The following is a 13465-nucleotide window of genomic DNA, read 5'->3' on the forward strand; positions in this document are numbered from 1 at the left end:
GTTTATATATTTATTAATTAGTAATTATTATCTATAGATATATTATATCACAAAATACTTTAGTTCTCATCTTATTTTATGATATAAAGTTTTTTTAATGTATCAGTCAAGAAAAATTATTTTTGTTAGAAATTAATTTTATTTTTTCTATGTTGACAAAATATACTAACAAGTGTATTATTGTACTAATTGCTTAATACAATAATACATTAACTCTAAGAGGTGTTGCTTTTGAAAATAGAATTTAATTCAACACTACCTATATATCTTCAAATAATGAAAGAAATAAAAAGGCAGATAGTATCAGGTGAATTAGTACCTGGAAGCAAAATTTCCTCTGTAAGAGAACTGGCTCAGGAAATGGGTGTCAATCCTAATACTATGCAGAGAGCTTTCTCTGAACTAGAGCGTGAAGGTCTTTTATACACTGAAAGAACTTCCGGAAGATTTATTACTACTGATTCAGAACTAATTGAAAAGCTTAAAGAAGAAACAGCGGAAAATTACATTACTTTTTTTTTAGATGCAATGAATAAATTGGGCTTTGACAATAATCATATTTTGAAATTACTTAAGTCATTTATGAAGGGGGACTGACTTATGGAAAATCTTATTGAGATAACTGAATTAACTAAAAAATATGAAGGTAAAACAGTTTTAGAGAATGTATCTTTTGATATACCCTCTGGAAGAATTGTCGGTTTATTAGGTCCAAATGGTGCTGGTAAAACCACTATAATTAAGATATTAGCTGGTGTTATAAATGATTATAAAGGCAAAGTTCTAATAAATCATGAACCTCCGGGTATTTATACTAAATCTATAGTATCCTATCTTCCTGATAAAACTTATTTCAGCAATTGGATGAAAGTTTCCGATACAATAAATTTATTTGATGATTTTTATGAAGACTTTGATAGAGCTAAAGCTATGAAATTATTGAAAAGACTAAATATAGATGAGAAACTCAAAATTACAAAGCTTTCCAAAGGTATTTATGAAAAACTTCAATTGGTTATTGTAATGTCTCGGAAAGCCAGGGTATATATATTAGACGAGCCTCTTGGAGGTGTCGATCCTGCATCAAGGGATGTTATTTTAGATACGATACTTACAAATTATAGCGAGGACAGCTCAGTAATACTATCTACTCAGCTTATTCAGGATGTAGAAAGAGTTTTTGATAAAGTTATAATGATAAAAGATAAAGAAATTTTTATTAATGAGGATGTTGATACTTTAAGATTAAAATACGGAAAATCCGTGGATGAAATTTTCAGGGAGGTCTTTAGATGCTCTTAAAGCTTTTAAGATATGAATTCAAGTGCAACTATAGCAAATTAGCTGTTACTTGTTTGATGAACGTAATTATTGTAATTATATTTTCTTTTTTTCATACTGATCATCCGGCTATGGTTACCACTGTTGCAATAATTTCTATGATAGCCTTTAATGTTGTTGGCTTCATATTCTTATTTCAACGGTACAACACTAATCTATACAGCAACGAAGGATATTTAACCTTCACTTTACCTGTTAAGGGATACCAAATATTACTTTCAAAATTATTGATTGCTTGTTTATGGTTAACAATATTTGGATTAGCAAGCGTCCCAAATATGTGTCTTAGTGTGTATTGCGTTGATAATTCCTATTTATTAAAGGCATATAAAGCTATTAGCAGTGAGATTCCTGCTACATTTTTTACGGTTTTGAATTTGGTAATAGGAACTTTTTTAAATATGCTTATAATATATTTTTCTATATCCGTAGCTAAGCTTTCCATCTGGAGAAATTTTGGCACACTAATGGGATTCATAACTTTCTTTGCAACAAGTATTGTCGGGTCAATGCCTTATATTTTATTGGATAAATATTTAAAAAATTCGGCAACTGCTAATAATATTAGCTTTTTATATATATATCCAAGTCCAAAAGCAATTATCGATTTAGTATTTTCAACAGCATTTTGTATATTGCTATTTTATTTAACTTGCTATATTTTGGACAACAAAACAAATTTAAAGTAGATATCTAATTGTGAATGGATAAGATGTTTTTCAGTAACTTGACTGCTATAAAGCCTTTAATCGTGACAAGATTCTACAGTGAAGCTTGCCTTGGAAGTTGAGACCTTTACGAAAAAAACGAAACTTCTATAAATTCACAATTTAATATAATTTTTCAAAAATTAGGAGGTACACTATGAACGATGTTGTATTAAAAACAGAGGGACTAAAGAAAGTAATCGGCAAACGTACAATCGTATCTGATATTTCTTTAGAATTGCATAAAGGTGAAATATTTGGTTTTCTTGGGCCAAATGGCGCCGGAAAATCTACTACTATAAAAATGATAGTAGGTCTTTCAAAAATTACAGAGGGAAATATTTATATAAGTGGTCATTCTGTAAAAACTGAATTTAAAAAAGCAATGCGTAACGTAGGCTGCATCGTAGAAAATCCAGACCTATATAAGTATATGTCTGGACTTGATAATCTTAGAATGTTTGCAAAAATGTATCCTAGCGTCACAGAGCAGCGAATAAATGAAGTTGTAAAAATTGTAGACCTTGAAAAGGCTATAAAGAATAAAGTTAAAACCTATTCACTTGGAATGAAACAAAGGCTCGGAATAGCCCAAGCCATACTTCATAGTCCAGATTTAATGATATTGGATGAGCCTACTAACGGACTTGATCCAGCAGGAATACATGATATGAGAGAACTTTTGAGAAAATTGTGTTCCGAAACAGGCCTTACAGTACTTGTTTCAAGCCACATTCTATCGGAGATGCAGCTTATGTGCGATAGAGTAGGAATTATTAACAAGGGTAAGATCGTAACAGTAAAGACTATAGATGAGTTAATTAATATGACAAACGACGATGATAAGGCGGTTATGGTTATTAAAACTGATAATAATAAGAAAGCCGAAGAAATAATTAAGGCAAAAGCCATCAAGTGCATATCTGTAGCAGAAGGTGTCCAAGTAGAAACATCAAAAGAAAACGTGCCAGCAATAGTAGCAGATTTAACTGCTCAAGGTATTGCTATATTTGGAATGGACAACAAAGATACACATACTCTTGAAGATGTGTTTATGAAGTTAACTGGGGAGGGTAAATAATATGAGTAATTTTCTAACTTTAGTTTCCATAGAAAATATGAAATTATGGAAAAGACTTGCCACTAAAGTAATGGTATTTATAATTATCGCACTAACTTTAGTAAGTACTATAGGTATAAAAATATATGATTTAAACAAAACTAACAAAAAAGCAAATAATAGTGTTTCTACTACGTGGAAACAAGATCTTCAGAAAGAAATTGCTATGAGCAAAGCACAGATAAAATCCGCCAAGAAATCATCATTATCTCAATCTGTTATAGGCCGTCTAGAAAAACAAATAGCCGAAGATGAGTATATGATTAAACATAACATATCACCTAAAGAGAGTTATTCAGTCTGGAGTAAGTTACTTAATGTTACAGGCAATGTAGGTTATGATTCCATTATAGCCCTTATGATAATAATAGCTTGTTCGGCATTGATAGCTGGAGAATTTTCAGATGGTACTATGAAAATGATGATATCAAGACCATTCAGCAGATCTCAAATTTTGTCCTCAAAACTTGCGGCAACAATAATATATGGATTAGAACTTTTAGCAGTAGCATACGTATTGAATTTTGTAATGGTTGGTATTCTGTTCGGCTTTGGCGGAATAGGTTCAAAAACTATGCTTTGGACTGGTTATAAAATAATTTACATTTCCGGCTTTCTAAATGTTCTCATACTATTGGGACTTAATTTCTTAACTACATTATTTTATACAATAGTAGCATTTGCATTATCAGCATTGTTCCGTTCCAGATCACTTGCTACAGGCTTCGCTATATTTCTTCAGTTAATGATAAGTTCCATTGCGCTGTCACTAGCCATGTTCTTCAGTTGGGGAAAATATCTTCCTTTCGCTGCAGTTAACTTTTCCAGCGTAATCACTACTGGAATTGTTGTAAAAGGTATGGATCTTTCATTCAGCTTCTTGATATCTCTAGCTTATGCTGCAGTATTCTGCATAATAGGCTATATGGGATTTATTAAGAGAGACATATAAAATTAATTATGGTATAAAGGGTATTTGAGTTTATATAGAACGTTTATTTAAGAGAAAAGAGTAAAGAGAAGAGAGAAAAATGAAAGTAGCAATTCAGCTGTGCTGAATTGCTATAATTTATTTAAAAAGACTTTCCACAGGTTTGTATAAAAATAATATATATAAGCGTACGCAGATTTGTGCCAACAAATCTAGGTACACTCCTATTTTTGAAATTCTGCACAGCTGAATTTCTTCCTTCTCTCTACTCTTTTCTCTTTACTCTTTACTCTTATTAACGCTTTTCTTGTACTGAACCGGAGTGAGCGATGTTATTTTTTCAAATTTATTTATAAAGTAGTTTGTATCTGAGTATCCTACTCTATTAGCAATTTCATATAGCTTCAAGTTAGACCTTCTCAATAACTTCTTTGCTTCCTCAACTCTTATATAGTGCAAGTAATCATTAAAATACATACCCAACTTTTTTTTTAATAACTGCCCCAAATATACAGGATTGATAAAGAATTCTTTAGCTAAATTCTTTAATGTCAAATCCTTTTCAAAATTTCTTTTAATGTAACTTTCGACCTCATAAATAGCAGATATCCCATTATTGCTCTGAAGAGAATTAACATAGGAGGTCAATTCGTTTAGGAATTTAATTAATGTACTTTTCATTACACTGATATTCCCCTCGCTTATGTTCAAGTTTTTAATGGTTTTAACTGTTTCGGCCATATCCCCATGCTTTTCTGACTCATTAGACAATATTCTAAACAGCAGTGCCATAACATGTGTTTTTATTATTTCGGGAGCTATATTATAATTCAGCATATTTTCGAAAAACTCGTCAACAACTGATATAATTTGCTCTTTATTTCCTCTCTCGATTGCATCATATATTCTATCAACAATTGATGAAAAATCATAGTAATAATTGTATTCTATTTCATTTAAACTATCATAGTTAATAATATCCATACTATTATTTATATATTTATAACTTTTTATAGACTCACAGGACTTATAAGAATCGAATATATTCCATAAACTATCTACTTCTTTACCTATAACAATACAATTACTGCATCCAGCATTACTGCAGATACTTCTATGAAGCTCATCAGCAAATTCACATATATTGCCTTCATATTGTTTTGATACATATTCATTTACTATAACGCCATACCTGCCTACATATTCCTCATATAAATTGATGATATTTCCTTGCAGCTGCTTAAGAATAGTTTCTTTTAATTCATCGATTTTAGACTCTAGTTTTTTTCCTTCAAGTTGTTCCATCCATTCCACAATATCTGACTCAATAACGACAAATCGCTGTTTATAGTTAATTTGCTTATTAAACATTGATCTAATCTTAAGTTTCGTATCCTCATCTAAATTATTTGAAATAAGCTTTTTAATAATATTTTTAGATTCGTGATACTTAAGTTTATTTCTATTTTTCGTAAACTTTTCTTTACTGCTTAATAGTATCTCTATCAATTGTTCCTCTTCAATAGGCTTCAATAAGTAATTAGAAACTCCATATTCAATAGCTTTTTGTGCATATTCAAACTGACCATACCCGCTCAATATTATAAATTCAGTATCCTTCTTCACAAATTCCCTAGCTTCTCTAATAAACTCTAATCCATCCATTTCAGGCATTCTAATATCCGTCACCACAATATCCGGTGAAGCCCGCTTAATTATCTCTAATGCCTCTTCTCCATCATTTGCCTCACCGTCTATTTTATACCCATACTTCTTCCAGTCAATCAGTTCTCTTAGTCCCTGTCTTACAAATGGTTCGTCGTCAACAATCAATACCTTGAATAATTCATCATTCTTTTCACTCATTCTGCGCATGTCCTTTTATATTCACTTGGAGTTTTATCAGTCAGTTCCTCAAATTTATTAATAAAATAGTTGACATCATTATATCCGACCATTTGAGATATTTTACACACTTTATAATTTTCACTTATTAGAAGTTTTTTTGCTTTTTCTATTCTTATTTTATTTAAATATTCATTAAAGGAAATGCCTATATTCTTTTTAAAAACCTTCCCTAAATATGTAGAATTAATATAAAAAATTTTTGAAATATCTTTAAGCTTTATATCCTTGTCATAATTTAACTCTATATACTTCTGCACTTCACTTAATATTCCCTTATTATTGTTGCTTCTCAATGTATTTATTAGTTCAGCTGTCTGAATACAGAAGGTAACTAACTGTTCTTTTATCTCTTTCAGTACCATGCCCTCCATATTAAATTCTGCTATTGTCCTGAATAATTCACTTTTTTCACATTTCATATCTCGTAAAAGTTTTATAATCTCAATTAGAAAGTCAGCAATTCCAGCTTTTACTATTTCAGGTTCATACAAAGCATTTCTAATGGTATAATATATATTTTCAATATTTGCCTTTATGCTATTACAATCATTTTTTTCAATGCATTCTATCAATTGTTTAGAGGTTTCATCGTCCATAGCTTTGTAAACATAATTAACTTCTGCAACATTATCACAAATAGTTATATCCTGCCTATCGTATATGAAGTTATCTTTCTCTGCCCTTATGCAGCTGAATTTTGAATCCTTTATATTTATTAATCCATTAACTTTTTTTCCTATATATATAGTTGGTCTATAACCAGCCTTTGAGTAAATTTTGTCGCTTAAAGTCTGTGCAAATTTATACAGTGCATCTGAATCTTCCATTAAAAGTGAATTTATATTTCGTTCAGGAAAAATAGCGCCATATATATTTCTTTTTCCTAATTCCTCCTGCACAAAAAAAACATCTGCATTCGAATCCAAAATACCCATAACTATGTTTTCAACAATACCTGCCTCATTGATCATTCTATGCTGTTGTAATCTAGTAAAACTTAACGTAAAATATCTAAACTCCTTTTGATCATAGTTTCTTAAATATCTTTCGATTACATTGTTTTTTGATATGCTGATTTCATCTTTAATATATTTCTTTAAAATAGTACTTATTGCCTTCTTTTCAAGAGTATTTGCAAGCATATCTTGTTTCTCAGAACTGATGGCATTTTTCACTTTAATTAATGATTCTATAATCTCATCTTCATCTATAGGCTTCAAGATGTATCCCAGAACACCATATTTCATAGCTGTTCTAGCATATTCAAACTCATCATATCCGCTAATAATCACATATTTTGATTTAAGTTTATACTCTTCTATACATCTTTGTATAAACTGTAGTCCATTCATTTCTGGTAAGTTTATATCCGTAATAATCAGATCAGGATTATACTTAACTGCTTTTTTCAGTGCATCCTCCCCATTGTCAGCATCACAGCATATAGAAAAACCATATTCGTTCCAATTTATAAGAGATTTCATGCCTTCCACTACAAATGGTTCATCATCAATAATCATAACCTTATACAAATCATCACCATCCCCTAACTAACTTTGTTCAGGTATCTTTATACATATTACTGTCTCTAAACCATATTTACTGCTGATTTCAAAATTAAATTTTTCTCCATAAATTAATCTCAATCTGTTGTAAACATTTCTTATGCCAACACTTTTACCGCTATTGTTAAGTCCGCCTCCTTCTAGGTTGTCCATAATTTGACGCAGCTTATCTGCTGCTATTCCTATACCATTATCAATTATATAACACTCAAGCCAATTAATGCTACTTTTGACTTCTATAATAACCTTTCCTCCATTTTTGCTGCCTTCAATACCATGTACACAAGCATTTTCTACTAAAGGCTGAAATATCATCTTAGGTATTTTGAAATCATTAGTTCTATCATCCATTGTTATTTCATATTCAAATTTGTCACCAAACCTGTATTTTTCAACTTTAAGAAAATCCTCTATATAATCCATTTCCTCTTTTACAGTAATCATATCGTTTCGCCACTGAAGCAGCCTTCTAAACATCTTTGAAACATATTTTATTATCTGAGCAGTTTCTGTTTCTTTTTTTATAACGCTTCTCATTCTTATACTCTCTAATACATTAAACAGAAAGTGAGGGTTTATCTGGCTTTGCAGTGCGTTTATTTGAGCCTGGCGTTGTTCAATCTCTAAATTTTTCTTCTGCAGATTGACCTCATATACATTTCTAATTAATTCATGAATCTTAGTAGTCATTCGATTAAACTCTCTTATTACAGTACCTATTTCATCTTTTCCTTCATTACATTTAATAACCTCAAAATTCTGTTTTCCCATCTTTTTTATATGTTTATTCAATATACCAAGTCTAACCTTAAACGAAGATGATATCACCTGTATTATTAGATACGCAAATATAATATTAGCTATACACATACAAATAATGAAGCTTTTTGAATTATTCATTATACTTGATATATCCTTTTCCTTAACAACCAATACAAGTTTCCAATCCTTTAATTCACTGTATTTATTCAACTTTGTAGATGATATGTAGTACCCTTTATGAGTATTAGTCAGATCTAATTTTGATAAAATTTTCCCACTATTTATATATTTCTGGTTTGTAGAGTACACGATTCTATTTCGGTCGTTGACCATATAGACATGTCCACCTATTTTTTCTGAATTGAGTGTTTTTATAATTTCAGTATCCCTAAAATCAATTTTAAGAATCTTAGTATAGTGCTGTCTTAACATGAAGTAATTGAGAACCTTTACAAGAGAGAAATACAGCTTACCATCGTTTTTATATGCGCTTATATAGAATTTATGAGAGTTAGCAATAGAGCTTTTATACCAATCCTGTTTTTTAACTTCAGCTGTTATCTGTTTGTATCCACTGCTCTCCGGTATACTTTTATTATTCGTATATATATTTACCTCACCTACCTGGTTCACTATATAAATGATCTTTTCAAGGTTAGTTCTAAGGAAACTGTTATAGGCATCGCTAAATTCTGGTACAGAATGATACTTATCCTCCAATGCATCATTAATTTCTTTATCTGTAAGTATGCTATAGGCTCCTAATGTAGTGTCATTTATATTCTTATATAGCTGAAGTTTTGTTCTAGAAAGCGATGAATCAAACTGATTTAGTTGCTGCTGCCTTACATTAGCATTAGTTATACTTAAAAATATAATGTTTGTAACAAGTATCGGTATTACTGCACATAGTATAAAAATAAGTACAAGTTTGTTTTTTACGCTAATGTTATCGATAAAATGTTTATTTAGGTATTGTCTAATCAAAATACTCCCACACTTTCTATATAGATTAATAATGCGTATTATTTTTAGTTGCAGCAAAGGCATCATATAATAATATGATGCACTTCCTATTCAACAGGTGAAAAACTTAAACTTATACATGCCAAAAGATCGTTGAAACATTCGATATTTTGGTATGCATAAGTTAAGTTCCATTATTTTATCTATATTTTAACCCTTTACTCCACCTAATGTTAAGCCTGTTACAAAATATTTTTGTAAGTATGGATATACAAGTAATATAGGTACAACTGCTATCACTGTCATTGTAGCTCTTACTGATGCTGGTGTAACTGTATTAGATGCAGCTCCAGGTATCTTGCTGGCTGCCATATTAGCTTGTGTTTGTAAACTTGCACTTGATTGTAATACCTTCTGTAATTCAAATTGTAATGTGCTAAGCGATTGTTTTGATGAACAATACAGCATTGTGTCAAACCATGAGTTCCATTGTCCAACAGCTACAAACAAAGTTATTGTAGCGAGTACAGGCAAACTTAGCGGAAATATTATTGAAAATATTATTCTAATTTCACTGGCACCATCCATGCTCGCAGATTCTATAATACTTTTCGGCAATCCATCAATATAGCTTCTTACTACCATTATATTCCACGCGCTAACTATACCCGGTAATATATATACTAGGAAGTTATTTGTAAGTCCTAATCCTTTTATCAAAAAGTAACTTGGAATTAAACCGCCGCTAAAATACATAGAAAATATGAATATTCTTGAATAGAAGCCTCTAAGTACAAATTCCTTCTTACTTATTGCATATGCCACAACTAAACTGGCAAATACATTAAATATACATCCTATAAACGCCCTTAGTACTGATATAAATGTAGCATGATATATTGCTGACTGTGACAAGATGTTCTTGTAATTAAATAATGTAAACTTCCTAGGCCACAGATATATTCCTCCTCTTACAGCATCGATGGAATCATTAAATGAGATTGCCAATGTATTTAGAAAAGGATATAGGGTGATAACAACAATAAGCGCTAATATAATATAATTCAATGTATCAAAAACTATATCTCCTTTAGTCCTTCTTGAACCAAAAACTTTATTCTTCATTCATATTCCTCCTTATACGATACCCTAAAATGCACTTTCGCCATCAATCATTTTTGATAATCTATTAAACGATGTTACAAGTATTAATGCTACGACAGAATTAAATATACCTGCCGCTGTGGCGAATGAAATTCTTCCAAGAGGAATACCATAATTATAAACATATAATTCCAACGTCTGAGAGTAATCTATAACAGATGGATTTGATAACAAATATGTCTGTTCAAAACCTACGCTTAATAATGAACCTATACTCAATATCATAAGTATCTTTATTGTAGGAACTATACTAGGTAATGTAATTGAAAAAATCTTTTTCAATCTGCCAGCTCCATCTATACTAGCAGCTTCATATAGCTCGCTGTCTATGGCTGTCATAGCTGAAAGATATATTATGGAGTTCCATCCAACTTCTTTCCAAACATCTGACCCCATCATAATAAACCAAAATGCCTTTGGTATTCCCATAAAACCTATACCATGTTTTACAATATGAAGATTCACTAAGATAGTATTGACTATACCTCCGTCAGCAGAAAGTACATTATATACTATATTGGCCGCTACAACCCATGAAACGAAATGAGGAAGATAAGATATTGTTTGTACAACTTTTTTATATTTCTTACTTCTTACCTCATTAATAAGCACTGCTAGTGTAATAGCTGTTAAAAATCCGAAGATAAATTTTAAAATACTTATACCTAAAGTATTTCTTAATGCATGATAGAAATCCGGATCAGTAAATATTTCCCTAAAGTTCTGCAGCCCAACCCACGCAGAGTGCTGTATTCCAAGTACAGGCTTATAATCCTGGAAGGCCATTAACCAGCCCCAAAGAGGTACATAATTAAATACTATAAGAAGTATTAAAAATGGTAGTGTTATAAGAACAAGTTCTTTTTGGGCTACTAACTTTTTAAAAAAACTCTTCTTATTTCTATGATTAATAGTCCGTACAATGTTTTCAGATGTTTGCATAAATAATATCCTCCTACCCCTATTTATATATCGGTTTTAGGATTTTCAAAGCTGCTGTAATCAGCTTTGAAAATCCTTTAACATGTTAAAATACTTATAAAGAATGAAAATCAGTTATTTATCACCTGTACCCCAGTCTTTTATTCTCTGGTTTACAACCTGAGTTATATATGAATCTGCATTATCATATTTAGCTGCCTTCATTCTAGCTGAATAGTCTTTCCATACGTTTTCATATGCACTTGGTTTTGCTGTTATTAGCTTGGACATATATGCTTTAGCTATATCTCCAGCTTTTTGTTGAGCTATCTGTACATCCTTTTTGTTTTGAGGAATTGTAATATCCCAGCCATAACCAAAAGGTGAATTTATAGCAGGTGCTACTAAATCAGCAAGATTCTTAATTTTATAAGCTTTTGCAACTTCTTTTTCATAGGGTTTATATTTGGAAGCTATATATTCATCAGTATCCTGAGGTGAAACTAAATTTCCATCAGCATATTTAGAGTTCTTACCAAAGTTAGGATGTGGGAACTGCCACCACTGACCTACACCGCTCTTTTCGCCGTAGGCTGTATCATCCATTCTCTTAATCTGTTCAGCATTCTTATACATTTTTCCGTTTTTATCAACTTCATAATCTATTCCTTTTTGTCCCCATTCAACAAGTTTCTGAATCTGGTCTCCGCACATAGCATCAAGGAATTTAAATGCTGCTACTGGATCTTTACACTTCTTAGTAATACAAAGTCCAGGTTGTACAGAAGTAACATTAATACCACCATATGAATTATTTTTAACTCCTTCAAACGTAACTGGCATAGCAAAGAACATTCTATCATACATTTTCTGCTGCTCTAATGCATTTATACAATCCTGAAACTGCCACCTTTCATCGTAGAAACCAACTACTCTTCCTGATGTCAATTTTGCTTTATAAGCATCATAGTTCTGAGTAAACATTTCAGGATCTAGCATACCTTTGTTCCATTCCTCATTAAGCTTCTGAAAATAGTCGTGTGCATAATTTGTCAAGTAAAAATTCTTTGCCTTATATGTTCCATCAGGTTGTTTTGAAATTATTCTGTTTCCTGTATTAGGATAACCTGCTAAATAAGCTGGTGCATTAGTAAGTACGTAGTTTCTAGCTGTATCAGTTTCAGCAGTAAATCCTATTGTAGGTTTACCTTTATAAGTAGGATGCTCTTTTACATATGCTTCTATTTTATTAAAGTAGTCATTTAACTCTGTTACTTTAGGATATCCGTCTTCCTTCAAAAGATCATTTACAAGGTGGAAGCCTGAATTAGGATATATTGCCGTATTACTTATTCTTCCAGGTGATAAGGAATAAATATGTCCGTCTGCATCCTTCATTTTCTCTAAATCATTTCCATAGTATTTTTTAATATTCTTACCATACTTCTTAATATAACCTTCCAACGGTACCAGCGCACCTGCATCTCTAAAATCAGCAAGTTCGTTATGTGGATTAAGCAGATCCGGATAATCACCTGAAGCAGTCATCAGCCCTGCTTTAGTTTTTTCATCACTTCCTACTAGATAATCACATTTTAGTGTAACACCAGTAAGTTTTGTTATCTTTTTTCCTACTGTAGTATTAGTTAATTGAATAGGTTTCATGTCTGAACCGTTTACAAACATACTAAATGTGTGTTTACCATTGGATGATTTCGCAGCTTCTTTTTTGCTGCCGCATCCAGATACTACCGTCACTACTAAAGCAGGCGTCAGTAACAAAGAAAAAATCTTCTTTTTATTCATAATAATCCCCCTAATTTAATATCAGAATTTTACCAACAATCTGTATGCATACGATAATTTGGTAATATAATTTACATTCTTATCTTATAATGTAAACCTTATCTTAACAATATGAAAAATCAGACTTTTTATTGTGAGAATTAAATATAAAAAAATCCCCTACCGGGGACTATGAGTTTTAGAATGGAAAAGGTTCGTTCTCATCAACTAAATACGAACCTTCTTCTACTTTCTTTTCTCCTGAATAATAAAAATCTGCATCACAATTAGGGCA

At 31.2% G+C, this 13465-nt stretch carries 11 protein-coding genes; 5 read left to right on the forward strand and 6 right to left on the reverse strand.

What is annotated here, in order from left to right; translation table 11 throughout:
- Window positions 1–231 precede the first annotated feature (231 nt).
- The 5 genes from CLORY_RS21175 to CLORY_RS21195 all read left to right on the forward strand — a co-directional run bounded on the left by CLORY_RS21175 (window position 232) and on the right by CLORY_RS21195 (window position 4120).
- Window positions 232–597 carry a GntR family transcriptional regulator gene (locus CLORY_RS21175; protein WP_207652247.1) on the forward strand — a complete coding sequence of 122 codons (366 nt, stop codon included), beginning with the start codon at window positions 232–234 and terminating at the stop codon, window positions 595–597.
- A 3-nt stretch (window positions 598–600) separates the two neighbouring features.
- Window positions 601–1302, forward strand: a complete 702-nt coding sequence (locus tag CLORY_RS21180; protein ID WP_079428275.1) for an ABC transporter ATP-binding protein — start codon at window positions 601–603, stop codon at window positions 1300–1302.
- Window positions 1293–2030, forward strand: coding sequence for a hypothetical protein (locus tag CLORY_RS21185; RefSeq protein ID WP_079428277.1), 738 nt, complete (start codon window positions 1293–1295; stop codon window positions 2028–2030). The genes CLORY_RS21180 and CLORY_RS21185 overlap by 10 nt, the downstream gene beginning before the upstream one ends.
- A 175-nt stretch (window positions 2031–2205) precedes the next feature.
- On the forward strand, window positions 2206–3129 hold the full coding sequence (locus CLORY_RS21190) for an ABC transporter ATP-binding protein (RefSeq protein ID WP_079428279.1): 924 nt from the start codon (window positions 2206–2208) through the stop codon (window positions 3127–3129).
- 1 nt (window position 3130) lies between these two features.
- Window positions 3131–4120: an ABC transporter permease gene (locus CLORY_RS21195; protein WP_079428281.1), complete on the forward strand. Its 990-nt coding sequence runs from the start codon at window positions 3131–3133 to the stop codon at window positions 4118–4120.
- Window positions 4121–4378: 258 nt separating this feature from the next.
- Here CLORY_RS21195 and CLORY_RS21200 read toward each other — a convergent pair whose 3' ends face one another.
- From CLORY_RS21200 to CLORY_RS21225, 6 genes are all read right to left on the reverse strand, one after another.
- Entirely contained in the window at window positions 4379–5965 is a 1587-nt protein-coding gene (locus tag CLORY_RS21200) for a response regulator (protein WP_169911706.1), read from the reverse strand.
- The gene (locus CLORY_RS21205; protein ID WP_079428294.1) at window positions 5962–7539 is read right to left on the reverse strand and encodes a response regulator; all 1578 of its coding nucleotides are present in this window, start codon (window positions 7537–7539) and stop codon (window positions 5962–5964) included. The genes CLORY_RS21200 and CLORY_RS21205 overlap by 4 nt, the downstream gene beginning before the upstream one ends.
- An 18-nt stretch (window positions 7540–7557) precedes the next feature.
- On the reverse strand, window positions 7558–9321 hold the full coding sequence (locus CLORY_RS21210; RefSeq protein ID WP_169911707.1) for a sensor histidine kinase: 1764 nt from the start codon (window positions 9319–9321) through the stop codon (window positions 7558–7560).
- 189 nt (window positions 9322–9510) lie between these two features.
- Window positions 9511–10425: a carbohydrate ABC transporter permease gene (locus CLORY_RS21215; RefSeq protein ID WP_079428298.1), complete on the reverse strand. Its 915-nt coding sequence runs from the start codon at window positions 10423–10425 to the stop codon at window positions 9511–9513.
- 24 nt (window positions 10426–10449) lie between these two features.
- Window positions 10450–11406: an ABC transporter permease gene (locus CLORY_RS21220; protein ID WP_079428301.1), complete on the reverse strand. Its 957-nt coding sequence runs from the start codon at window positions 11404–11406 to the stop codon at window positions 10450–10452.
- Between the two features lie 114 nt (window positions 11407–11520).
- Complete coding sequence (locus CLORY_RS21225; protein ID WP_079428303.1) at window positions 11521–13191, reverse strand: ABC transporter substrate-binding protein; 1671 nt, start codon at window positions 13189–13191, stop codon at window positions 11521–11523.
- Between the last annotated feature and the right edge of the window lie 274 nt (window positions 13192–13465).

The organism is Clostridium oryzae (assembly GCF_002029235.1).
Lineage (GTDB): Bacteria > Bacillota > Clostridia > Clostridiales > Clostridiaceae > Clostridium_AE > Clostridium_AE oryzae.

Coding starts and splice junctions, on each gene's coding strand:
- CLORY_RS21225 (WP_079428303.1), bottom strand. CDS start 13,191: ATGAATAAAAAGAAGATTTTTTCTTTGTTACTGACGCCTGCTTTAGTA.
- CLORY_RS21185 (WP_079428277.1), top strand. CDS start 1,293: ATGCTCTTAAAGCTTTTAAGATATGAATTCAAGTGCAACTATAGCAAA.
- CLORY_RS21180 (WP_079428275.1), top strand. CDS start 601: ATGGAAAATCTTATTGAGATAACTGAATTAACTAAAAAATATGAAGGT.
- CLORY_RS21220 (WP_079428301.1), bottom strand. CDS start 11,406: ATGCAAACATCTGAAAACATTGTACGGACTATTAATCATAGAAATAAG.
- CLORY_RS21190 (WP_079428279.1), top strand. CDS start 2,206: ATGAACGATGTTGTATTAAAAACAGAGGGACTAAAGAAAGTAATCGGC.
- CLORY_RS21200 (WP_169911706.1), bottom strand. CDS start 5,965: ATGAGTGAAAAGAATGATGAATTATTCAAGGTATTGATTGTTGACGAC.
- CLORY_RS21215 (WP_079428298.1), bottom strand. CDS start 10,425: ATGAAGAATAAAGTTTTTGGTTCAAGAAGGACTAAAGGAGATATAGTT.
- CLORY_RS21195 (WP_079428281.1), top strand. CDS start 3,131: ATGAGTAATTTTCTAACTTTAGTTTCCATAGAAAATATGAAATTATGG.